At 71.9% G+C, this 21,373-nt stretch carries 23 protein-coding genes; 13 read left to right on the plus strand and 10 right to left on the minus strand.

Features of this window, described 5'->3' with window-relative positions:
* The first annotated feature begins 10 nt into the window (after positions 1–10).
* Together DAE25_RS08845 and DAE25_RS08850 are read left to right on the plus strand one after the other, a co-directional pair.
* A complete protein-coding gene (locus DAE25_RS08845) occupies positions 11–1,645 on the plus strand; it encodes an acyl-CoA dehydrogenase family protein (RefSeq protein ID WP_107765808.1) in 1,635 nt (544 codons plus the stop codon).
* A complete protein-coding gene (locus tag DAE25_RS08850; protein WP_107765809.1) occupies positions 1,645–2,379 on the plus strand; it encodes a class I SAM-dependent methyltransferase in 735 nt (244 codons plus the stop codon). Before DAE25_RS08845 ends, DAE25_RS08850 begins: the two co-directional genes overlap by 1 nt.
* 4 nt (positions 2,380–2,383) lie before the next feature.
* Here DAE25_RS08850 and pgm read toward each other — a convergent pair whose 3' ends face one another.
* On the minus strand, positions 2,384–4,036 hold the full coding sequence (pgm, locus tag DAE25_RS08855; RefSeq protein ID WP_107765810.1) for a phosphoglucomutase (alpha-D-glucose-1,6-bisphosphate-dependent): 1,653 nt from the start codon (positions 4,034–4,036) through the stop codon (positions 2,384–2,386).
* Positions 4,037–4,177: 141 nt separating this feature from the next.
* Between pgm and DAE25_RS08860 the strand changes: the two genes are divergently transcribed.
* Genes DAE25_RS08860 through DAE25_RS08875 form a run of 4 tightly spaced genes read left to right on the plus strand, consistent with a single transcriptional unit; the run spans position 4,178 to position 6,487 of the window.
* Positions 4,178–4,528: a YciI family protein gene (locus DAE25_RS08860; protein ID WP_107765811.1), complete on the plus strand. Its 351-nt coding sequence runs from the start codon at positions 4,178–4,180 to the stop codon at positions 4,526–4,528.
* Positions 4,529–4,539: 11 nt separating this feature from the next.
* Positions 4,540–4,902: a YciI family protein gene (locus tag DAE25_RS08865; protein ID WP_107765812.1), complete on the plus strand. Its 363-nt coding sequence runs from the start codon at positions 4,540–4,542 to the stop codon at positions 4,900–4,902.
* Entirely contained in the window at positions 4,899–5,255 is a 357-nt protein-coding gene (locus DAE25_RS08870) for a YciI family protein (RefSeq protein ID WP_107765813.1), read from the plus strand. The genes DAE25_RS08865 and DAE25_RS08870 overlap by 4 nt, the downstream gene beginning before the upstream one ends.
* A gap of 2 nt (positions 5,256–5,257) precedes the next feature.
* Positions 5,258–6,487 (plus strand): RNA polymerase sigma factor, encoded by a 1,230-nt coding sequence (locus DAE25_RS08875; protein WP_107765814.1) that lies wholly within the window; start codon positions 5,258–5,260, stop codon positions 6,485–6,487.
* Positions 6,488–6,490: 3 nt separating this feature from the next.
* Here DAE25_RS08875 and glgC read toward each other — a convergent pair whose 3' ends face one another.
* Entirely contained in the window at positions 6,491–7,744 is a 1,254-nt protein-coding gene (gene glgC / locus DAE25_RS08880; protein ID WP_107765815.1) for a glucose-1-phosphate adenylyltransferase, read from the minus strand.
* A gap of 63 nt (positions 7,745–7,807) precedes the next feature.
* Here glgC and glgA point away from each other — a divergent pair, with 63 nt between their 5' ends.
* Together glgA and DAE25_RS08890 are read left to right on the plus strand one after the other, a co-directional pair.
* The gene (gene glgA / locus DAE25_RS08885; protein ID WP_107765816.1) at positions 7,808–8,995 is read left to right on the plus strand and encodes a glycogen synthase; all 1,188 of its coding nucleotides are present in this window, start codon (positions 7,808–7,810) and stop codon (positions 8,993–8,995) included.
* Positions 8,996–9,161: 166 nt separating this feature from the next.
* Positions 9,162–10,052 (plus strand): DUF559 domain-containing protein, encoded by an 891-nt coding sequence (locus DAE25_RS08890; protein ID WP_107765817.1) that lies wholly within the window; start codon positions 9,162–9,164, stop codon positions 10,050–10,052.
* A gap of 59 nt (positions 10,053–10,111) precedes the next feature.
* Here DAE25_RS08890 and DAE25_RS08895 read toward each other — a convergent pair whose 3' ends face one another.
* On the minus strand, positions 10,112–11,548 hold the full coding sequence (locus DAE25_RS08895; protein ID WP_107765818.1) for a glycine hydroxymethyltransferase: 1,437 nt from the start codon (positions 11,546–11,548) through the stop codon (positions 10,112–10,114).
* 353 nt (positions 11,549–11,901) lie between these two features.
* Between DAE25_RS08895 and DAE25_RS08900 the strand changes: the two genes are divergently transcribed.
* The 5 genes from DAE25_RS08900 (at position 11,902) to DAE25_RS08920 (ending at position 16,167) form a co-directional block, all read left to right on the plus strand.
* Positions 11,902–13,626, plus strand: a complete 1,725-nt coding sequence (locus DAE25_RS08900; RefSeq protein WP_107765819.1) for a nitrite/sulfite reductase — start codon at positions 11,902–11,904, stop codon at positions 13,624–13,626.
* Positions 13,623–13,781 (plus strand): Insertion element protein, encoded by a 159-nt coding sequence (locus tag DAE25_RS08905; RefSeq protein WP_107765820.1) that lies wholly within the window; start codon positions 13,623–13,625, stop codon positions 13,779–13,781. Before DAE25_RS08900 ends, DAE25_RS08905 begins: the two co-directional genes overlap by 4 nt.
* A complete protein-coding gene (locus DAE25_RS08910) occupies positions 13,778–14,521 on the plus strand; it encodes a phosphoadenylyl-sulfate reductase (RefSeq protein WP_107765821.1) in 744 nt (247 codons plus the stop codon). The genes DAE25_RS08905 and DAE25_RS08910 overlap by 4 nt, the downstream gene beginning before the upstream one ends.
* A gap of 91 nt (positions 14,522–14,612) precedes the next feature.
* Positions 14,613–15,356 carry a sirohydrochlorin chelatase gene (locus tag DAE25_RS08915; RefSeq protein WP_107765822.1) on the plus strand — a complete coding sequence of 248 codons (744 nt, stop codon included), beginning with the start codon at positions 14,613–14,615 and terminating at the stop codon, positions 15,354–15,356.
* 103 nt (positions 15,357–15,459) lie between these two features.
* Positions 15,460–16,167 (plus strand): hypothetical protein, encoded by a 708-nt coding sequence (locus DAE25_RS08920; protein ID WP_107765823.1) that lies wholly within the window; start codon positions 15,460–15,462, stop codon positions 16,165–16,167.
* Between the two features lie 4 nt (positions 16,168–16,171).
* On the opposite strand, the gene DAE25_RS08925 is transcribed toward DAE25_RS08920, so the two are convergent.
* Genes DAE25_RS08925 through recA form a run of 7 tightly spaced genes read right to left on the minus strand, consistent with a single transcriptional unit; the run spans position 16,172 to position 21,245 of the window.
* Positions 16,172–16,879, minus strand: coding sequence for a DNA alkylation repair protein (locus DAE25_RS08925; protein WP_107765824.1), 708 nt, complete (start codon positions 16,877–16,879; stop codon positions 16,172–16,174).
* Positions 16,876–17,256: a DUF3037 domain-containing protein gene (locus DAE25_RS08930; RefSeq protein WP_107765825.1), complete on the minus strand. Its 381-nt coding sequence runs from the start codon at positions 17,254–17,256 to the stop codon at positions 16,876–16,878. The genes DAE25_RS08925 and DAE25_RS08930 overlap by 4 nt, the downstream gene beginning before the upstream one ends.
* A complete protein-coding gene (locus DAE25_RS08935) occupies positions 17,253–18,065 on the minus strand; it encodes a HipA family kinase (protein ID WP_107765826.1) in 813 nt (270 codons plus the stop codon). The genes DAE25_RS08930 and DAE25_RS08935 overlap by 4 nt, the downstream gene beginning before the upstream one ends.
* On the minus strand, positions 18,062–18,949 hold the full coding sequence (locus DAE25_RS08940) for a PPK2 family polyphosphate kinase (protein WP_107765827.1): 888 nt from the start codon (positions 18,947–18,949) through the stop codon (positions 18,062–18,064). The genes DAE25_RS08935 and DAE25_RS08940 overlap by 4 nt, the downstream gene beginning before the upstream one ends.
* 57 nt (positions 18,950–19,006) lie before the next feature.
* Positions 19,007–19,414 (minus strand): hypothetical protein, encoded by a 408-nt coding sequence (locus DAE25_RS08945; RefSeq protein WP_107765828.1) that lies wholly within the window; start codon positions 19,412–19,414, stop codon positions 19,007–19,009.
* Between the two features lie 9 nt (positions 19,415–19,423).
* A complete protein-coding gene (locus DAE25_RS08950; RefSeq protein ID WP_107765829.1) occupies positions 19,424–20,206 on the minus strand; it encodes a regulatory protein RecX in 783 nt (260 codons plus the stop codon).
* A complete protein-coding gene (gene recA, locus DAE25_RS08955) occupies positions 20,196–21,245 on the minus strand; it encodes a recombinase RecA (protein ID WP_107765830.1) in 1,050 nt (349 codons plus the stop codon). Before recA ends, DAE25_RS08950 begins: the two co-directional genes overlap by 11 nt.
* Positions 21,246–21,373 lie beyond the last annotated feature (128 nt).

Below are 21,373 nucleotides of genomic sequence, written 5' to 3' on the forward strand. Positions count from 1 at the left end.
GGTATCCACCATGCAGGCCCATCTCCGGGACGCCACCAACCAGGCCCCGCCACTCGTCGGTCACAACGTCGTCACCTCCGACCTCGCGCTCAGCGAGGGGGTGCTCCGGCACGCCTCCGCCGACGTCCTCGACGGCCTGGTGCCGCTGGGTGCGGAGGCCGGGACGGCCGACGCTCGCGAGCACGGGATGCTCGCCAACCGCCACCACCCCGAGCTGGTCCCCTACGACCGCTACGGCACCCGGATCGACGAGGTCGCCTTCCACCCGTCGTGGCACTGGCTCATGGAGCGGGCCGTCGGCCACGGCCTCGCGGCCGCCCCCTGGACCTCCTACGAGCCGCACGCGCACGTACGCCGCGCGGCCGGCTTCCTCGCCTGGTCGCAGGCCGAGCCCGGCCACGGCTGCCCCGTCTCGATGACGTACGCCGCCGTCCCGGCGCTGCGGGCCGACGACGCGATCGCCAAGGAGTGGACGCCGCTGCTGGCGTCGCTGCGCTACGACCCCGGGGTGCGGGCCCACACCTCCAAGCTCGGCGCGCTCGCCGGCATGGGCATGACCGAGAAGCAGGGCGGCTCGGACGTCCGGGCCAACGTGACGCAGGCCCGCCCGACCGGGGACGACGGCTGGTACACGCTGCACGGCCACAAGTGGTTCACCTCCGCCCCGATGAACGACGTCTTCCTCGTGCTCGCCCAGGCCGAGGGGGGTGTGACCTGCTTCGTGGTGCCGCGGGTCCTCGACGACGGCACCCGCAACCGGATCGACGTCGTCCGCCTCAAGGACAAGCTCGGCAACCGCTCCAACGCCTCCTCCGAGCTCGAGCTCGACGGCACCCTGGCCCAGCGGCTCGGCGACGAGGGCCGCGGCGTGCGCACCATCATCGAGATGGTCGCCGCCACCCGTCTCGACTGCGTCCTCGGCTCCGCGTCGCTGATGCGCCGGGCGCTCGCCGAGGCGTCGTGGCACGTCACCCACCGCTCGGCCTTCGGCGGGCGGCTCGTCGACAAGCCGCTGATGCAGAACGTCGTGGCGGACCTCGCGGTGGAGTCCGAGGCCGCCACCGCGCTCGGCCTGCGGCTCGCGGCGGCCGTCGACCGGCCCGGGGACGCCCACGAGGCCGCGCTACGACGGATCGCGCTGCCGCTGGCCAAGTTCTGGGTGTGCAAGCGGACGCCGTCCATGGTCGCCGAGGCCCTCGAGTGCCTCGGCGGCAACGGGTACGTCGAGGAGTCCGGCATGCCGCTGCTCTTCCGCGAGTCCCCGCTCAACTCCGTGTGGGAGGGCTCGGGCAACGTCAACGCGCTCGACGTGCTGCGCGCGCTTTCCCGCGAGCCCGAGACGCTGGAGGCATGGATCACCGAGGTCGGCGCCGCCCGCGGTGAGGACCCGCACCTCGACCGCGCGGTCGACGACACGCTCACGCTGCTCGGCGACGTCACCTCGCTCGAGGTGTCCGCCCGCCGCCTCGCCGGGCAGATGGCCGCCTGCCTGCAGGGGTCGCTGCTCGTCCGCTTCGGGCCATCCGAGGTCGCCGATGCGTTCTGCTCCAGCCGGCTCGGGGCGTCGTACAACGGGACGTTCGGCACCCTCGCGGGCGCCGACCTCGCCGCGATCGTCGAGCGCACGACCCCGGTGGTGGCCTGATGGCCACCCGCGAGTGGGACGCGTCGACGTACGACTCGCTGCCGCTCCCCCACGTGGCCTGGGGCCAGCGGGTCCTCGACCGGATGCGACTCACGGGTGACGAGCGGGTGCTGGACGCCGGGTGCGGCACCGGTCGTGACGGCGCCGCGCTGCTCGAGCGCTGGCCGGGGGTCGACCTCGTCGGCATCGACGGGTCCGCGCAGATGATCGAGCAGGCCCGCACCCGACTCGGCGACCGGGCCGAGCTGCACGTCGCCGACCTGACCGAGCCGCTGCCCCTCACCGATCCCGTCGACGCGGTGATGAGTGTGGCCGCCTTCCACTGGATCACCGACCACGACCTGCTCTTCGCCCACCTCGCGGGGGTGATGCGCCCGGGCGCCCGGCTCACGTCGGACTGCGGCGGGCAGGGGCAGCTCGCGGTGATGACCGCGGCCCTCGTCGAGGTGACCGGCGACGGCAAGTTCGGCACGTCGTTCAAGGGCGTGGACGAGACGCGCGCGTCCCTGGAGGGCGCGGGCTTCGACGTCGAGGACGTGCGGCTGCGGCCCGACCCGCTGCGGCTCGAGGACCCCGAGCTGATGGAGACCTACCTCGCGACGGTCAACCTCGGCTCGCACCTGCAGGCGCTGCCCGCCGAGGAGCACCGGCCCTTCGTGCGTGCGGTGCGGGAGGCGATGGCCGAGCCGGTCATCGACTACGTCCGGCTCGAGATCGACGCCACCCGCCGCTGACGCCTCACCCCAGCGCGGCCGACACCACGTCGCGGGCCTCGGCCTGCACCTGGGCCAGGTGCTCGGGGCCGCGGAACGACTCTGCGTAGATCTTGTAGACGTCCTCGGTGCCGCTCGGCCTGGCCGCGAACCACGCCGACTCGGTCGTCACCTTGAGCCCGCCGATCTTCGCGCCGTTGCCCGGCGCCTCGGTGAGCTTGCCGGTGATCTCCTCCCCCGCCAGCGACGTCGCCGAGACGTCGTCGGGCGAGAGGGCCGCGAGCTTGGCCTTCTGGGCGCGGTCGGCCGGGGCGTCCACCCGGGCGTACGCTGGGTCGCCGTGCTCGGCGACGAGGTCGGCGTAGTGCTGGCTCGGGGTCCGGCCGGTGCGGCCGAGGATCTCGCTGCCGAGCAGGCAGAGCAGCAGGCCGTCCTTGTCGGTGGTCCAGGTCGAGCCGTCGCGGCGCAGGAACGACGCGCCCGCCGACTCCTCGCCGCCGAAGCCGAACGAGCCGTCGATCAGCCCGGGCACGAACCACTTGAAGCCCACCGGGACCTCCACCAGCGGCTTGCCGATCGACGCGGCGACCCGGTCGATCATCGAGCTCGAGACCAGCGTCTTGCCGATCCGGGCGCTGTCCGGCCAGTCGGGGCGGGCGCCGCCGAAGAGGTAGCCGATGGCGACGGCGAGGAAGTGGTTGGGGTTCATCAACCCCGCATCGGGGGTGACGATGCCGTGCCGGTCGGCGTCCGCGTCGTTGCCGGTGGCGATGTCGTACTCGTCCTTGCGCCTGATCAACGAGGCCATCGCGGACGGGCTCGAGCAGTCCATCCGGATCTTCTCGTCCCAGTCGAGGGTCATGAAGCGCCACGTCGGGTCGACCAGCGGGTTGACCACGGTGAGGTCGAGCCCGTGCCGGTCCGCGATCTCGCCCCAGTAGTGCACGCTCGCGCCGCCGAGCGGGTCGGCGCCGATGCGGACGCCCGCCTCGCGGACGGCGTCGAGGTCGAGCACGGACGGCAGGTCGTCGACGTACGTGCCGAGGAAGTCGTACGACGAGGCGTGGGCCCGGGCGCGCGTGAACGGGATGCGTCGTACGTCGCCCATCCCGGCCGCGATCAGCTCGTTGGCCCGCGCGGCGATGACGCTCGTCGCGTCGGTGTCGGCGGGACCGCCGTGCGGGGGGTTGTACTTGAAGCCGCCGTCGGCGGGCGGGTTGTGCGACGGGGTGACGACGATGCCGTCGGCGAGGCCGGGGCCGGTGGAGCGCCCGCCGTTGGCCCGGATGATCGCGTGCGAGACCGCCGGGGTCGGCGTGTAGCCGTCGCGGTCGTCGACCAGCACGGTGACGTCGTTGGCGGCCAGCACCTCGAGCGCCGTCGCCCACGCGGGCTCGGACAGGGCGTGCGTGTCACGGCCGATGAAGAGCGGCCCGTCGTAGCCCTGCGCACGGCGGTAGTCGCAGATCGCCTGCGTCGTCGCCGCGATGTGGGTGGCGTTGAACGAGGTCTTGAGGCTCGAGCCACGGTGCCCGCTCGTGCCGAACGCGACCTGCTGGTCCACGTCACCGGGGTCCGGGACGCCCGTGTAGTAGGCGGTGACCAGGTGGGCGACGTCGACCAGGTCGCGTGCCTCGGCGAGCTGTCCGGCGCGGGATGCTGCATCTGCGGGTGACATGCCGCCATCTTGGTGCCCACCGCCTCGCACGTCGAGGACCGGCACCCCGGAGAAAGATCCGCGACGATGTCGAAACCCGTCGCACCCGACCGTCATCGTGATGAGGTCGCACCCGCGGCCCACCACCCAGGAGGGAACCAGATGAGCCGATACCTGATCCTGCTCCCGGCCCCGGAGGCCGAGTGGGCCTCGCTGCCGGAGTCCGAGCACGAGAAGGGACACCGTTCGCACGTGCAGTTCCACGAGGAGCTGGGCGCCGGGGGCCACACGATCCTCACCGTCGGACCGCTGGAGCCGTCGGCGCAGGCCGTCGCGATGCGCCCCGACGGCGACGGCGGTGCCCTCGTCACGGACGGACCGTTCTCGGAGACCGCCGAGCAGGTCGTCGGCTTCTACCTCGTCGAGACCGACGACGAGGCTGACCTGCGCGCAGCGTGCGAGCGCTTCGCCGCCCGCGGTGAGCACATCGAGTTCCGCCGCATGGCCGAGTAGAGGAGATCGAGATGACCGAGTACGTCGTGCTGCTGATGGGGGACGCCGAACGCTGGTGGACCGAGCTCACCGAGGAGCAGCGACGGGAGGGGTACGCCGCGCACGGCCACTTCTCCGCCGAGCTGGAGCGACGCGGCCACCGCATCACCGGCGGCGCCGAGCTGCACCGGGCGTCGGAGGCCCGCTCCATCGCCCCGAACGCCGCGACCGTCACCGAGGGACCCTGGGCGGAGACCGCCGAGCAGGTGGGCGGCCTCTACACGGTGGACACCGACGACCTCGACGACCTCATGGAGTGCTGCAAGATCCTCGCGGCCACCGGGGACGCCGTGGAGGTCCGCCGCTGCGTCTCCGACGAGGAGCGTGCGTCGTGAAGTACCTCGTGCTCCTCATCGGCGACGGCGAGGTGAAGCCCTGGGACCAGCAGACGCCGGAGGAGCAGGCCTCGGCGATGGAGCTCTTCGGGGCCTTCGACGCGGCGTGTGCCGCGCGGGAGGGCGTCGAGCTGCTGGCGGGCGAGGCACTCTCGGGGCCGGGCGACGCGACGACCCTGCGCACCCGCGGCGCGCGGCTGCAGCTGACCGACGGCCCGTACGCCGAGGTGATCGAGGGCATGGGCGGGTTCTACCTCGTCGAGGCACCCGACCTCGACGTGCTCGTCGAGCTGCTGGGGATCCTGCCTGCCTACGACATGCAGGTCTCCCCCGTGGTCGACGTCGCCTCCTGACCGTGGACGTCCTCGAGGTCACCGTGCGCGAGGAGTGGGGTCGCCTCGTGGCCCTGCTCCTCGCGCAGTTCCGCCGCCTCGACCTCGTCGAGGACGCGCTCGGCGACGCGGTGGAGGCGGCCAGCCGCACCTGGCCCCGCGACGGCGCCCCCGACAACCCGACCGGCTGGCTCCTCACCACGGCCCGCCGCCGTCTCCTGGACCGGCTGCGCACCGAGGAGGTCGCGCGGCGCAAGCACCCGCTGCTCGCCACCGAGGCGGAGCGGCGGGGAGAGGGAGTGCGCACCATGGCCGACCCCGGATCGGTCGTCGAGGACGACCTGCTGCGGCTGGTGCTGATGTGCGCGCACCCGGCCCTGTCCCCCGAGGCCGCGTGCGCGCTGTCGCTGCGGCTCGTGCTGGGGGTGCCGACGCCCGACGTGGCGCGGCTGTTCCTGGTCCCGGAGGCCACCATGGCGGCCCGGATCACCCGCGCCAAGAAGCGCATCGTCGGGGCGGGCATCCCCTTCGCCGTGCCCGACGCGAGCGTGCTGCCGGACCGCCTCGACACGGTCGCCCACACCGCCTACCTCGCGTTCACCGCCGGCTACGCGCCCGGCACCGGCCCCGACCTGCTCCGCGCCGAGACCTCCGGCGAGGCGATCCGGCTGGTGCGGGTCGTGCTCGCGCTGCGACCCGAGGAGCCGGTGCTCGTCGCCCTCCTGGCGCTCCTGCTCCTCCAGCACTCGCGCCGCGACGCCCGGGTGGCGGACGGTCGCCTGGTGCTGCTCCCCGACCAGGACCGCTCGCGCTGGCACCACGAGGAGATCGCCGAGGCACTTACCCTGCTCGGCCACCCGGCGCTGGCCGGACCGATCACCGTGCAGGCGGCGTCGTACACGCTGCAGGCGCGGATCGGCGCCGAGCACGCCCGGGCGCTGCGCCCGGAGGACACCCGCTGGGAGCGGATCCTGACGCTCTACGACACCCTGCTGGCCGTCGCGCCCTCCCCGAGTGCCCGGCTCGCCCGCGCCGTCGCGGTCGCCGAGGCGCGCGGCCCGGCGGCGGGGATCGCCGCCCTGGAGGGCGTCGACATCCCGTCCAGCCACCGCGTCGCCGCGGTGCGCGCCGAGCTCCTGGCGCGCGACGGCGACACGGTGGCCGCGCGGGCGGCGTACGACCAGGCGATCGCCGCCTGCCGCAACGACGTGGAGCTCGCCCACCTGCGTGCGCGGCGGACGGCGCTGGACTGATCGCTAGTCGGTCGGCACCTGCTGCTGCTTGGCGAGCACCGTGAGCCCGTCGTCGACCACGAACCCGCGGGCCCGGTCCTCGTCGGGGTCGACGCCGATGCGCGCCCCCGGCGGCACGACCACGCCCTTGTCGAGGATCGCGTTGCGCACGACGGCCCCCTCACCAACGTGCACGCCGTCCATCAGCACCGAGTCGGAGACCTCGGCGCCGTCCTTGACCCACACCGCGGGCGACAGCACGGACTGGTTGACGGTGCCGCCACTGACCACGACGCCGGGCGAGAGGATCGAGTTGTACGTCGACACCTTGGCGCCGCTGGCGCCCTCCACCAGCTTGGCCGGCGGGTGCGGGCCGTAGCTGGTGTAGATCGGCCAGGCCTGGTTGTAGAGGTTGAAGACGGGCAGGGGCGAGACGAGGTCCATGTGGGCCGCGTAGTAGGACCGCATCGTGCCGACGTCACGCCAGTAGCCGCGGTCACGATCGGTCGAGCCCGGGACCGTGTTGTCCTTGTAGTCGTAGACGGCTGACTCGGACTTGTCGACGAACCACGGCACGATGTCGCCGCCCATGTCGTGCTTGGACTGCTCGAGCTCGGCGTCGCGGATGACCGCGTCACGCAGCGCGTCGGCGGTGAAGACGTAGTTGCCCATGCTGGCGAGCACCTCGTGCGGGGAGTCGGGCAGCCCGATCGGGTCGGTCGGCTTCTCGAGGAAGGCCCGGATCCGCTGGGGGTTGCCGGGGTCGACGTCGATGACGCCGAACTGGTCGGCGAGCTCGATCGGCTGGCGGATCGCGGCGACGGTGCAGCCCGCGCCGGACTCCACGTGCGCGGCCACCATCTGGGAGAAGTCCATCCGGTAGACGTGGTCGGCGCCCACCACGACGACGATGTCGGGCTGCTCGTCGGTGAGCAGGTTGAGCGACTGGTAGATCGCGTCCGCGCTGCCGAGGTACCACTGCTTGCCCATCCGCTGCTGCGCGGGCACCGGCGTGACGTAGTTGCCCAGCAGGTTGGACATCCGCCAGGTCGTCGTGACGTGCCGGTCGAGGCTGTGCGACTTGTACTGGGTCAGCACGACGACCTTGAGGTAGCCGGAGTTGACGACGTTGGACAGCGCGAAGTCGATGAGCCGGTAGATCCCCCCGAACGGCACCGCGGGCTTGGCGCGGTCGGCCGTCAACGGCATCAGGCGCTTGCCCTCACCGCCGGCCAGGACGATGGCGAGGATCTTCTTGCGGGCGGGTGCGGCACTCATGCACCGAAACTAGTGGCGCGCGGACGGCGCGGTCGACCCATTGGCACGAGTAAGTTCCCGGTCATGCGAATCGACGTGCTGAGCAAGGAGTACCCGCCCGAGGTCTACGGCGGCGCCGGCGTCCACGTGGCCGAGCTGGTGCGTGCGCTGCGCGCACAGCCCGACGTGGACGCACGGGTGCGCTGCTTCGGCGCACCGCGCGACGAGGCCGGCACCACGGCGTACGCCGAGCCGTCGTCGCTGGCGGAGGCCAACGGCGCGATCCGCACCCTGGGGGTGGACCTGGCCATGGTCGACGACTGCGCCGGGGCGTCGCTCGTGCACTCGCACACGTGGTACGCCAACATGGCCGGCCACCTCGCCTCCCTCATGCACGGCATCCCGCACGTGGTGAGCGCGCACTCGCTGGAGCCGATGCGACCGTGGAAGGCCGAGCAGCTCGGCGGCGGCTACGCGCTGTCGAGCTGGGTGGAGCGCACGGCCTACGAGGGCGCCGCCGGCATCATCGCGGTCAGTGCCGCGATGCGCGACGACGTGCTGCGCAGCTATCCCGCCGTCGACCCCGCGCGCGTGCACGTGGTGCACAACGGCATCGACACCACCGACTGGTCCCCGGTCCACAACCCCGATCGCGTGCGCGAGCTGGGCCTCGACCCCGACCGGCCGAGCGTGATCTTCGTCGGTCGCATCACCCGGCAGAAGGGACTGCCGCTCTTCCTGCGCGCCGCGGCCCAGCTGCCGCCCGACGTCCAGCTCGTGCTGTGCGCCGGCGCCCCCGACACCCCGGAGATCGAGGCCGAGGTACGCGGGCTCGTCGAGGAGCTGGCCGCCACCCGCACCGGCGTCGTGTGGATCGCCGAGATGCTGCCGCGCCCCGACGTGGTCGCGCTGCTGACCGCGGCGACGGTCTTCGCGTGCCCGTCGATCTACGAGCCGCTCGGCATCGTCAACCTCGAGGCGATGGCCTGTGAGACCGCCGTCGTCGCCACCGCCACCGGGGGCATCCCGGAGGTCGTCGTCGATGGGTCCACGGGGTGGCTGGTGCCGATCGACCAGGCCACCGACGGCACCGGCACCCCGCTCGACCCCGAGCAGTACGTCGCCGACCTCGCCGCCGCCCTCGTCGACGCGGTCAGCGACCCCGCCCGCGCCGCCGAGCGTGGCCGGGCCGGGCGCGCCCGCGCCATCGAGGCCTTCTCCTGGCCGGCGATCGCCGAGCGCACGCTGGAGATCTACCGCTCGCTCGCCTGACCGTCGTACGGGCTGAGCTGGGCCGGGCGTAGACACGCGGACACAACTCCCTCGGCGCGCCGCTCTCACGCGTGCAACCCGGCGGTGCACCGGGGTTGTGTCCGCGTGTCTACGAGCCTGTGGATGACGTACGTCGCGGTGTCGCGGGATTCGGCATGCTCGCGCCATGGATGTGGTCGAGGTCGTACGCCGTCGCGGTGGGCTCGCGACGCGCGCGGACCTCGTCCGGGCCTGCTCCCGGGCGGAGGTCGACCGGGCGTTGCGGACCGGTGCACTCGTCCCGGTGTCGCACGGGCGCTACGCGCTCGCGGAGATCGCTGACGCGCCTCGTCGCGCCCACGCCGTCAACGGGGTCCTCAGCCTCACCAGCGCCGCCCTGCACCACGGGTGGGAGGTGCTCCGGACTCCCGAGCAACCGCACGTCCTGCTCCCCCGCAAGCGCCGGATCAGCCCGGAGCGGCGTCAGGGCATCGTCGTGCACCGCGGCGACCTGTCGCCCGACGACCGTGCCGGCATCGCGACGAGCAAGCTGCTGACCCTCGTCCAGTGCCTGCGCCAGCTCCCGCACGACGAGGCGCTCGCCGTCGCCGACTCGGCACTGCGCGCAGGGGACGGTGCGCTGCTCAGGCGAGTGGTGGAGGAGGTCCGTGGGCCGGGCAGCGACCAGGTGCGCGCCGTCGCCGGTGCGGCGAGACGCGAAGCCACGAACCCGTTCGAGTCGGGGCTGCGCTCGATCGCCCTCAGTGTGCCCCACCTCGCGGTCCAGCCCCAGGTCGTCATCTCCTCCGCCCATGTCTGGGCCCGACCCGACCTCGTCGACGCGCGTCTGCGCGTGGTCGTCGAGGCCGAGTCCTACGAGTGGCACGGCGACCGGGCCGGGTTCCGCAAGGACGTGCGCCGCTACACGCTGCTGACGGCCGACGGGTGGACGGTGCTGCGGTTCACGTGGGAGGACGTCATGTTCCGACCCGAGTGGGTGCGACGGGTGATCGCCCGCACAGTCGGTCTCGTAGACACGCGGACACAACTCACCTCACGGGCCCTCGATGCCGCCTGAAGCGCGTCGATGAGCGGGGTTGTGTCCGCGTGTCCACGCGAGCGCTGGGTGACCCGGGCTCAGCCGAGGACGAGGCCCGGGTAGAGCGGGTGCTTGTCGAGCAGCTCGCCGCTCGCGGCCTTGGTGCGGTCGGCGACGCCGTCGGCCAGGGCGTACGAGGCCTTCGAGGGGCCACCTGCCTTCGTGGTGCCGGCCTCGGTGTTGCTGAGCACGTCGACGATGAGCTCGGCGACTGTGTCGAACTCGTCATGGCCGAAGCCGCGGGTCGTGAGCGCGGGGGTGCCGAGGCGGATGCCGGAGGTGTACCAGGCGCCGTTGGGGTCGGCCGGGATCGAGTTGCGGTTGGTGACCACGCCGGCGTCGAGCAGCGCGGACTCCGCCTGCCGACCGGTGAGGCCGAAGCCGGACACGTCGAGCAGGACGAGGTGGTTGTCGGTGCCGCCGGTGACGAGTCGGGCGTCGCGCTTGAGGAAGCCGTCGGCGAGCGACTGGGCGTTGTCGGCGATCTGCTGGGCGTAGGCCTGGAACGAGCTCTGGCGGGCCTCGGCGAAGGCGACGGCCTTGGCGGCCATCACGTGCGAGAGCGGACCGCCGAGCACCATCGGGCAGCCGCGGTCGACGTCGGCCGCGAACTCCTCCTGGGCCAGCACCATGCCCCCGCGCGGGCCGCGCAGCGACTTGTGGGTCGTGGTGGTCGTGATGTGGGCGAAGGGGACGGGGTCCTCCTCGCCGGTGAAGACCTTGCCGGCGACGAGCCCGGCGAAGTGCGCCATGTCCACCATCAGCACGGCGCCGACCTCGTCGGCGATCTCGCGCATCTTGGCGAAGTTGACCCGGCGCGGGTACGCCGAGTAGCCGGCGACGAGCACCAGCGGCTTGAACTCGCGGGCCTTCGCGGCAACCGCGTCGTAGTCGAGCAGGCCGGTCTCCGGGTCGGTGCCGTACTGCTGCTGGTGGAACATCTTGCCGCTGATGTTGGGGCGGAAGCCGTGGGTGAGGTGCCCGCCGGCGTCGAGGGACATGCCCAGGAGGCGCTGGTTGCCCAGCTCGCCGCGCAGGGTCTCCCAGTCGGCCTCGGTCAGCTCGTTGACGTTCTTGGCCTGCATCTTCTGCAGGTAGGGCGACTCCACCCGGTTGGCCAGGATCGACCAGAAGGCCACGAGGTTGGCGTCGATGCCCGAGTGCGGCTGCACATAGGCGTACGGCGCGCCGAACAGCTCGCGGGCGTGCTCGGCCGCCAGCGACTCGACCGTGTCGACGTTCTGGCAGCCGGCGTAGAAGCGGTGCCCGACGGTGCCCTCGGCGTACTTGTCCGAGAACCAGGTGCCCATGGTCAGCAGCACGGCCGGGGAGGCGTAGTTCTCCGAGGCGATGAGCTTGAGCGAACCCCGCTGGTCGGCCAGCTCCTGGCGGGTCGCGTCGGCGATCCGCGGCTCGACGGCCCCGATCACCTCGAGGGCCTGGGTGTATGCGCTGCTGATGAGGGAGTCCGTCATGCGGCACAGCCTAGAGGCAGGCGCACCACCGGGCCCGCGCCTGTCCGCGACCCTGATCGAGTGTGACGTGGACCGCATCGGACGCGCGATGCCGCCTGAAACCGCGCTCACCGTCTCACTATGTGGCGCACCGTCTCTCATCATGAGATTTCGGCTTGTGGGCAGGGTGTCCGGGAGTTGAGACTCCTTGACATGAGTCTTGCTGCCACCACCCAGTTCCTCGTGGTCCGACGCCACGTCGACCTCGGGCGCACGTGCAGCTCGATGTGTTGGCACCGCTGAACCTCGCCGCCCCCCGCACATTCCGCGCTCACCGTCGCGCGCGGCCCTCAGCGCAGAAGGACACGTCAGCCGTGACCAGCACCCCGACCGCTCCCGCCGGCTCCCCCACCTCGGCAGCCCCCGCCAAGCCCGTCCGCCGCAAGCGCGGCGAGGGACAGTGGGCCCTCGGCTACTCCGAGCCGCTCAACAAGAACGAGCAGACGAAGAAGGACGACAACCCCCTCAACGTCCGCGCGCGCATCGAGAACATCTACTCCAAGCGCGGCTTCGACTCCATCGACCCGGCCGACCTGCGCGGTCGCTTCCGCTGGATGGGGCTCTACACGCAGCGCGCTCCCGGCTTCGACGGCGGCAAGACCGCCATGCTCGAGGAGGAGGAGCTCGACGACCGCTACTTCATGATGCGCGTGCGCACCGACGGCCAGGTCCTCGGTGTCGAGCAGCTGCGGGCCCTCGGCGAGACGTCGACGACGTACGCCCGGAACACCGCGGACATCACCGACCGCAACAACATCCAGTACCACTGGATCGAGGTCGAGAGCGTCCCCGCGATCTGGGACCGCCTCGAGTCGGTCGGCCTCATCACCGTCGAGGCGTGCGGCGACTCGCCGCGTCCCTTCCTCGGCTCCCCGGTCGCCGGCATCGCCAAGGACGAGATCATCGACGGCTCCTCGGCGCTGGCCGAGATCAAGGCCCACGCCATCGGCAACCCGGAGTTCTCGAACCTGCCGCGCAAGTTCAAGACGGCCCTGACCGGGCACCCGAGCCACGACGTGGCGCCCGAGGTCAACGACATCTCCTTCGTCGGCACCGTCCACCCCGAGCACGGCCCCGGCTTCGACCTCTGGGTCGGCGGCGGCCTCTCCACCAACCCGATGCTCGCCCAGAAGCTCGGCGTCTGGATCCCGGTCGACGAAGTCGTCGACGCCTGGGTGGGCGTCGTGTCGATCTTCCGCGACTACGGCTACCGCCGGCTGCGCTCCAAGGCGCGCCTGAAGTTCCTGGTCGCCGACTGGGGCAAGGAGAAGTTCCGCGAGGTGCTCGAGACCGAGTACCTCAAGCGTGAGCTCGTCGACTGCCCCTCCCCCGCCACCCCGGTCTCGCAGGGCGACCACATCGGCATCCACGAGCAGAAGGACGGCAAGTTCTACGTCGGCGCTGCGCCCGTCGTGGGCCGCATCGACGGGACGACGCTGAGCGCCCTGGCCGACCTCGTCGAGCAGTACGGCGCGCTGGGCGCGCGCCTCACGGCGTACCAGAAGCTGGTCGTCCTCGGCGTCGACGCGGCCGACACGGAGGCCTTCGCCGACGGGCTGGAGAAGATCGGCCTGACCGCCCGTCCCAGCAACTGGCGTCGCAGCACCATGGCCTGCACCGGCATCGAGTTCTGCAAGCTGGCGATCGTCGACACCAAGGAGCGCGCCCGCCTGCTCGTCACCGAGCTGGAGAAGCGCTTCCCCGAGCTCGACACCCCGATCTCGATCAACGTCAACGGCTGCCCCAACGCCTGCGCGCGCACCCAGGTCGCCGACATCGGCCTCAAGGGCCAGCTGGTGATGGACGAGGACGGCAACCAGGTGGAGGGCTTCCAGGTGCACCTCGGTGGCGCGCTGGGCCTGCAGGCCAACTTCGGCCGCAAGCTGCGCGCGCACAAGGTGACCAGTGCCGACCTCGACGACTACGTGACCCGCGTCGTCACGGCGTACCTCGCCGACCGCACCGACGGCGAGTCGTTCGCGACCTGGGCCGCCCGCGCCGACGACGTCCACCTGCGCGGGGAAGTCGTCGCCTCGTGAGCGGGCGCGCGGTCACCCAGCACTGCCCCTACTGCGGCGAGACCACCCTGTGGCCGCTGGAGGAGGGCTGGGAGTGCCGGTCGTGCCTGCGCGCGTTCTCCGTCAAGTACCTCGGCCTCACCCGTCCCGACACCAGCAGAGGAGGTGCCCGATGAGTCTCTCCACCCAGGCCGCCCGTGACTTCAAGGGCACCCACACCGCCGGGCGCACGCCCGAGGAGCTGCGCGAGCTGGTCTCGCACGTCGGGGCCGAGCTGGAGCTGGCGCCGGCCGAGAACATCATCGAGTGGGCCGTCGCGACCTTCGGCGAGCGCTTCTGCATCACCTCCTCGATGGGCGACGCGGTCCTGGCCCACCTGGCCTCGACCGTCGCGCCGGGCATCGACGTCGTCTTCCTCGACACCGGCTACCACTTCGCCGAGACCATCGGCACCCGCGACGCCGTCGAGGCCACGTTGCCGGTCAACCTCCGCACGGTGAGCACCCCGCTGACCGTCGCCGAGCAGGACGAGCAGTACGGCAAGGACCTCTACAAGACCGACCCCGACCTCTGCTGCGCGCTGCGCAAGGTCCAGCCCCTGGCCGACACGCTCGGAGAGTACGACGCCTGGGCCACCGGCCTGCGTCGCGCCGAGACCCACAACCGGGTGATCGCACCGGTCGTCGGCTGGGACGCCAAGAAGCAGAAGGTCAAGGTCTCCCCCATGGCCCGCTGGACCGACGAGCAGGTCGAGCAGTACATCGCCGACCACGGCGTGCTGGTCAACCCGCTCGTGTACGACGGCTACCCCTCGATCGGCTGTTGGCCCTGCACCCGTCGCGTCGCTCCCGGCGACGACCCGCGCAGCGGCCGCTGGGCCGGCACGACCAAGACCGAGTGCGGGATCCACGCATGAAGACACCCGATCTCTCCACCCCGATCCACACCGTCCTCTCCACCGACAACGGCGTCGACCACACCACCGCACAAGATGGGAGGCCTCTCTGATGGCCGCTCCTGCACTGGTTGCCCTGGCTCACGGAAGCCGTGACCCCCGCTCGGCCGCGACGATCACCGCGCTCGTCGACGAGGTCCGCTCGATGCGCCCGGACCTCCGCATCGAGGCCGCGTTCCTCGACCTCTCCAAGCCGTCCTTCGAGACGGTCGTCGCCCGGCTGGTCAAGGCCGGCTTCGACGAGATCGTCGTGGTGCCCCTGCTGCTCACGGAGGCCTACCACGCCAAGGTGGACGTCCCCGAGGCGATCGCCGCGGCGGCGTCGCGCCACGAGGGCCTCAAGATCCGCGCCTCGAAGATCCTGGGCATGGAGGCCACCTTCCTCGAGGTGCTCGACCTGCGGCTGCGCGACGCCCTCAAGGAGGCCCGGGTCCGCGAGCTCGACGCCCTGGTCCTCGCCGCGGCCGGCTCCTCCGACCCGCTCGCCAACCAGGCCGTGGCGCGCCTCGCCCGCACCTGGGGCACCCGCCACAAGCTCCCCGTGACGGCCGCCTTCGCGTCGGCCGCTCCGCCGGCCGCCGGCGAGGCCGTCCGCGCCTTCCGGGCCGAGGGCCGCCGCCACATCGCGGTCGCGTCCTTCTTCCTCGCCCCCGGCTTCTTGCCGGACCGGGCCGCCGAGCTGGCCACCGAGGCCGGCGCGATCGCGGTCTCGGAGCCCCTCGGGGCGCACCCGGAGGTCGCCCGCGCGGTGCTGGCGCGCTACGCCGTCGGCGCGGTGGAGCTCGTCCCCGTCTGATCCTCCGATCGAGGGATCCTCACCCGGTCGGGTATCACCCGGCCGGGTGAGGACTCCGATCCGGGCAGGGACGAGACGCGTCCCGCCCAGGGGGTCACAGGACATGAACCACGTACGCCGCGGCATCCGGCCGCACATCCGCACCAGCCACGTCGTAGCCGGCGCAGCACTGGTGCTCGTCACGGCCGGCAGCGCAACCGCCGCCGGCTTGATCACCGGCAAGGACATCAAGAACGGCTCGGTCACGAGCAAGGACGTGAAGAACGGGTCCCTGGTCCTCAAGGACTTCAAGAAGTCGGAGCGCGGCAAGCTCGTGGGACCGGCCGGCCCGGCCGGTGGCACCGGCGCCACGGGAGCCACCGGAGCGGCAGGCCCCGCAGGAGCGAGTGCCTTCGCACCGCCGCCGTCGGGGACGGTCGTGCGGGGCGGTGGCATCTTCAACGTCACGGTGTCCGCGGTGACAGCGCTGCGCGACTACGCGCCGCTGCCGATCACGACGACCCAGGTCATCAGTGACTCCGGCCCTGCGCGCAACCTCTACTGGGGGACGCAGAACTCGGCGTTCCTGAACGACGCGGACACCAACGGCGTCCTGTGCCCCGGCACCGCTGCCAGCCCCGACCCCGCCGCCGGGATGCTGTGCGTGTACGCCGCGGAGGTCTCCAACGTCGCCGCGGACAACGCCCAGGTGATCGACGGCTCCGTCGACGGTGACGACGCCGCCGACCGCAGCGGGTTCTACGTGCTCGCCACTGCCGCTGCCGCGGGCGAGGTGCGCATCCGCTACGTGTGGGCCTACAAGGCACCGTGAGGCGTCAGTCCACCAGCCGGAGCGCCTCTCGCCGCGACAACGGCGAGAGGCGTTCTCCGTGCTCAGCGACGTACGCGCGCACCCAGTCGGCGTCGGTGCGGCTGTGCTCGCGCAGTGCCCACCCGATCGCCTTGCGGACGAAGAACTCCGAGCCGTACGTCGTGCCCTCGAGGTTGGCCCCGATCGCGTCCGCGAGCAGCACGGTGTCGGTGTCGCCGCGGTGCCGGAGCTGGGTCAGGATCGCGGTCCGCCGGACCCACATGCTGTCCTCGGCGGACGCCCAGCGGCGTACGACGGGTGTGACCTCGGCCCGGTGACCGGCGAGCACCCCGCCGACCAGGTGACTCGCTACCTCGTCGACCACGTCCCACCAGGCCCCGGTCACGACCAGGTGGTGGAGCAGGGGCAGCAGGTCGGGATCGACCCAGACCGCGTAGTAGCGGTGCCGGAGCAGGGCGATGACGGCGTACCACTCCTCCCGGTGGGTGGCCCCGTCCCACAGCTCGCGGGCCGTGGCGCGCCAGGTGCCGGGGTCACCGAGGCGGTGCCCCGCGAGCACCGGGCGCAGGAGCGTGCGCAGCTCGGGTGCGGACAGCCCGCGGTAGGGCATCGCCGACTTCATGTAGGCCTGCTGCTGGCGTGCCCGGTCAGGGTCGCCGGCACCGGCCAGGGTGCTCCGCACGGCCTCCACGAGGCCGGGCGCGGCGCTCATCCCACGAGGCGCTCGAGGAGGTGCTCGAGCTGGCGGGCGGGATCGGTGGTCACGCCACCGTGGACCGGGCCGGGCTGGAGCACCGTGCTCCGGGGCGCCTTGAGGAAGCCGAAGCGCGGGCCCGGCGGCTGCCCGGAAGCCGCACCCCCGCGGGAGTCCCCACGGGCCACGCCCTCGACGAACTCGAGCGCAGCGCACACCTGGCCTGGATCGAGGCCCGGGTCGAGGGCCGCGAGCCGATCGGCGTCGCAGTGCCACGCCACGTCGAGGAAGTCGGCGGCCTGGCAGTAGAGGACGACGCCGACGTTGAGGAACTCCTCGCGGTCCGGTCGCGGCACGCAGCGCAGGACGACGTACTGGTAGGACAGCCGCTTCACGCGACACCGCCCGGGAGCCACTGGCGGGTGCCGAGGCGCGCCATGAGGAACTCGACGTACGACGCACGCAGGGCGTCCGGGGTCTCGGCGCCGGGCACGGGCTCGAGCCACTCGTCGGGCACCCGGGACAGGACCCGGGCGAAGGTGTCGCGGTCGAGCCGGGGACTGATCTCGACGTCCGCCGCGGCGACGCCGGCGAGGTGGCTGCCGAGGACGTGGTCGGAGGCGTCCCACGGCTGTCGCGCGAAGCGCGCAGGGTCGGTCACGCCGCCGGCCCAGCCGTGGTGGAAGTAGAGCGAGGCGCCGTGGTCGATGACCCAGAGGTCGCCGTGCCAGAGCAGCAGGTTGGGGTTGCGCCAGGACCGGTCGACGTTGGCGGAGAACGCGTCGAGCCAGATGACCTTCGCCGCCTCGCCGTCGGCGGCGGGGCCGCCCGGGTCGAGCACCGTCCCGTCGTAGCCGAAGGCACCCGGCAGGAAGTCGACACCGAGGTTGAGGCCCGCGCTCGCATTGAGGAGGTCCTGGACCTCCTCGTCGGCCTCGTAGCGCGCGATCTCGGGGTCCAGGTCGAGGGCCACCAGGCGCGGGGTGCGCAGCCCGAGGTGCTCGGCCAGCCCGCTGACGATCACCTCGGCGACGAGCACCTTGAGGCCCTGTCCCGCGCCCCGGAACTTGCACACATAGGTGCCCAGGTCATCGCCCTCGACGATCCCCGGCAGGCTGCCGCCCTCCCGCAGCGGCGTCACGTAGCGCGTGACGAACACTCCGGGAAGGGTGGTCTCCTCGGTCTGCGACGTGCGGGCGGTCACGTGACCGGGTCCTCCTCGACGAGGCGCCTGCGCTCGCCGGCGACGTCGAAGTCGGCAGGCGGCCAGGTCGGGGCGAGGTCCTCGAGGGCCTCGTGCAGCAGGGTGGCGACGGCCCAGTTGCGGTACCACTTGCGGTCGCTGGGCACGACGTACCACGGCGCCTCGGGGGTGTTGCAGCGCTCCAGGGCGATCTCGTAGGCCTCCTGGTAGGCGCGCCACTGCGAGCGCTCGTCGATGTCGCCGGGGTTGAACTTCCAGTGCTTGGTCGGGTCGTCGAGCCGGGCCAGGAGCCGCTCCTTCTGCTCCTCGGCGGAGATGTGCAGCATGCACTTGATGACGGTCACGCCGCTGTCGGCCAGCTCGGCCTCGAACCGGTTGATGGCGTCGTAGCGACGAGTGATGGCCGAGCGCGTCGTCAGCTCGCGGACGCGCGCGATCAGCACGTCCTCGTAGTGCGAGCGGTCGAAGACGCCCACGATGCCCGCCTCGGGAACCGCGCGACGGATGCGCCACAGGAAGTCGTGCCGACGCTCCTCGGCGCTGGGAGCCTTGAAGGACGTGATCCGCACGCCCTGCGGGTCGATCAGGCCGACGGAGTGGCGCAGCACCCCGCCCTTGCCAGAGGTGTCCATCCCCTGGAGGACCAGCAGCACGCGCCGGTGCCCGTCCGACCTGCCATGGGCGAACAACCTCTCCTGCAGCTCGGCCAGGGGCTCGCCCACGAGCGGAAGGGCCGCCTTGCCGTCGGCCTTGTCCCCGTCGAAACCCGGAGTGGATCGCGGGTCGATGCTGCCCAGGTCGACGGGTCCGGCCGGCAGCCGCAGGAGCGGTCGCACGGACTCTGCGGTGGTGCCGGGGATCTGCGTCTGCTCGGTGGTGGCCACGGGTGCAGTATGTCCCAGCGCACGGACACCGCGTGGGCACCGACCGGCCCGCGCGCGTCAGCGCCGCAGCAGGCCCTCGGCCTCGTAGAGGTCCCGGCCGTGGTCGGTCAGGTCGGCCAGCTCGTCGAAGAGCGCGTCGTCCACGCGGGTGAAGTTGAAGCAGCTCTTGCCCTGCCGCCGACGGGTCAGCTCCGGGCTGATCGACGGCTCCTCAGGCGACATGTAGACCGACATCAGGTGATAGCTGACGTAACGCTTGCCGATGCGGACAGAGGCGAACAGCTGACCGTCCGGGTAGCGATCCGTCGGCGCCCCGAGGAGCACGTAGGTGTCCGGCGAAGGTTCGTCGACCTTCCGGCTGGCGGCGGTGTTGGCGTCGGTGAGGTTGTCGGAGACGAGGAACGCGTCCTCGTGGACGCTCAGGCGACGCCGCAGCTCGGCGTAGACCGCCGGAAGATCGGGCATGGCAGAAGCCTAGAGCTCCTCGTCGTACCCCGCATCGTCCAGTCCCTCGTCCTCCAGCCCGTCGCGACGCAGCTCGTCCTTGACGATCGCGAAGGCCATGCCCGCTCCGTAGCCCTTGCGTGCCAGCATGCCCACGAGGCGCCTGGTCGCCTTCTGCTGGTCGAGGCCGCGCACGGTGCGCAGCTTCTTGCGGACCAGGGCCCGGGCGGCGGCGTCCTCGTCGTCGGGGTCGATCTCGTCGAGTGCCTCGCGGGCCACCTCGTCGTCGATGCCCTTGCGACGCAGCTCCTGGGCCAGTGCCCGCCGGGCGAGGCCCTTGCCCGGCTGGCGGGAGGCGATCCACGCCCGGGCGTAGGCCTCGTCGTCGACCAGCCCGACCTCCTCGAACCGGTCCAGCAGCGCAGTCGCCAGGTCGGCCGGGACGTCCTTCTTCGCCAGCTTGTCGGCCAGCTCCTTGCGGGAGCGGGCCTGACCGGTCAGCGCGTCGAGCAGGATCTTGCGGGCGACGGACTCGGGGTCGGCATCGGGCCCTTGCGCCGTCGTGTCGGGAGGTGCGGGAGTCCGCCGCACACCCCGGTCGCCGGAGCGTCCGGCGCCGGGGTCGCGAGACCGGCTCGAGCGGCGACCCGACCGACCGGTGGGCACGCGCCGGAACGGCTCGTCGGGCGAGTCGTCCGCGGACGTGGGCAGCCCCGCCGACCGGGTCCAGGCCTCGACCCCGTCGTGGACGTCCCCCGCCCACGACGGCATCGGCCTGGACTCACCCGGCCGGGAGGTGTGCTCAGAAGTCATTCACGCCGATGGGGTCGTCGGACAGGTCGGACGGGGCGTCGACCTGCGGACCGACACCGAGCTTCTCGAGGATCTTCTTCTCCAGCTCGTTGGCCAGGTCCGGGTTGTCCTTGAGGAAGGTGCGGGCGTTCTCCTTGCCCTGGCCGAGCTGGTCGCCCTCGTAGGTGTACCAAGCGCCGGACTTGCGGACCAGTCCCGCCTCGACGCCGACGTCGATGAGGCCACCCTCGCGGCTGATGCCCTTGCCGTACATGATGTCGAACTCGGCCTGCTTGAACGGCGGGGCGACCTTGTTCTTGACGACCTTGACGCGGGTGCGGTTGCCCACCATCTCCTGGCCGTCCTTGAGGGTCTCGATGCGACGCACGTCGAGGCGCACCGAGGAGTAGAACTTGAGCGCGCGACCACCGGTCGTGGTCTCGGGCGAGCCGAACATGACGCCGATCTTCTCGCGGAGCTGGTTGATGAAGATGGCCGTCGTGCCGGAGTTGTTGAGTGCACCGGTCATCTTGCGCAGCGCCTGGCTCATCAGCCGCGCCTGGAGACCGACGTGGCTGTCGCCCATCTCGCCCTCGATCTCGGCGCGCGGCACGAGCGCGGCCACCGAGTCGATGACGATCAGGGACAGGGCGCCGGAGCGGACCAGCATGTCGGCGATCTCGAGCGCCTGCTCACCGGAGTCGGGCTGGGAGACCAGCAGGGCGTCGGTGTCGACGCCGAGGGCCTTGGCGTAGTCGGGGTCGAGCGCGTGCTCGGCGTCGATGAAGGCGACGATGCCGCCGGCCGCCTGGGCGCTGGCCACCGCGTGCAGGGCGACCGTCGTCTTTCCCGAGGACTCGGGACCGTAGATCTCCACGACACGACCGCGGGGCAGGCCGCCGAGGCCGAGGGCCACGTCCAGGGCGATCGCACCGGTCGGGATCACCTCCAGCGGAGCACGGGTGTCGTCGCCCAGTCGCATGACCGAGCCCTTGCCGAACGACTTCTCGATGTTGGCGAGTGCGGCATCCAGTGCCTTCTCGCGGTCTCCACCAGCCATGTGTGTGTCCTTGTCTTGTCCGTCGGGTAGTCAGGTACGTCTGCGACGCTAGGACGAGCCACCGACAATGCCTGATCAGCACCGTCGAACGCTGTGGACAACCTCGCCGTGCGTCGTACCTGTGGACA

The sequence above is a fragment of the Nocardioides terrigena genome (genome assembly GCF_003047265.1).
GTDB classification, from domain to species: Bacteria; Actinomycetota; Actinomycetes; order Propionibacteriales; family Nocardioidaceae; genus Nocardioides; species Nocardioides terrigena.

Coding starts and splice junctions, on each gene's coding strand:
- DAE25_RS08850 (WP_107765809.1), top strand. CDS start 1,645: ATGGCCACCCGCGAGTGGGACGCGTCGACGTACGACTCGCTGCCGCTC.
- pgm (WP_107765810.1), bottom strand. CDS start 4,036: ATGTCACCCGCAGATGCAGCATCCCGCGCCGGACAGCTCGCCGAGGCA.
- DAE25_RS08895 (WP_107765818.1), bottom strand. CDS start 11,548: ATGACGGACTCCCTCATCAGCAGCGCATACACCCAGGCCCTCGAGGTG.
- DAE25_RS08865 (WP_107765812.1), top strand. CDS start 4,540: ATGACCGAGTACGTCGTGCTGCTGATGGGGGACGCCGAACGCTGGTGG.
- DAE25_RS08890 (WP_107765817.1), top strand. CDS start 9,162: ATGGATGTGGTCGAGGTCGTACGCCGTCGCGGTGGGCTCGCGACGCGC.
- recA (WP_107765830.1), bottom strand. CDS start 21,245: ATGGCTGGTGGAGACCGCGAGAAGGCACTGGATGCCGCACTCGCCAAC.
- glgA (WP_107765816.1), top strand. CDS start 7,808: ATGCGAATCGACGTGCTGAGCAAGGAGTACCCGCCCGAGGTCTACGGC.
- DAE25_RS08910 (WP_107765821.1), top strand. CDS start 13,778: ATGAGTCTCTCCACCCAGGCCGCCCGTGACTTCAAGGGCACCCACACC.
- DAE25_RS08920 (WP_107765823.1), top strand. CDS start 15,460: ATGAACCACGTACGCCGCGGCATCCGGCCGCACATCCGCACCAGCCAC.
- glgC (WP_107765815.1), bottom strand. CDS start 7,744: ATGAGTGCCGCACCCGCCCGCAAGAAGATCCTCGCCATCGTCCTGGCC.
- DAE25_RS08925 (WP_107765824.1), bottom strand. CDS start 16,879: ATGAGCGCCGCGCCCGGCCTCGTGGAGGCCGTGCGGAGCACCCTGGCC.
- DAE25_RS08915 (WP_107765822.1), top strand. CDS start 14,613: ATGGCCGCTCCTGCACTGGTTGCCCTGGCTCACGGAAGCCGTGACCCC.
- DAE25_RS08950 (WP_107765829.1), bottom strand. CDS start 20,206: ATGACTTCTGAGCACACCTCCCGGCCGGGTGAGTCCAGGCCGATGCCG.
- DAE25_RS08945 (WP_107765828.1), bottom strand. CDS start 19,414: ATGCCCGATCTTCCGGCGGTCTACGCCGAGCTGCGGCGTCGCCTGAGC.
- DAE25_RS08845 (WP_107765808.1), top strand. CDS start 11: ATGCAGGCCCATCTCCGGGACGCCACCAACCAGGCCCCGCCACTCGTC.
- DAE25_RS08860 (WP_107765811.1), top strand. CDS start 4,178: ATGAGCCGATACCTGATCCTGCTCCCGGCCCCGGAGGCCGAGTGGGCC.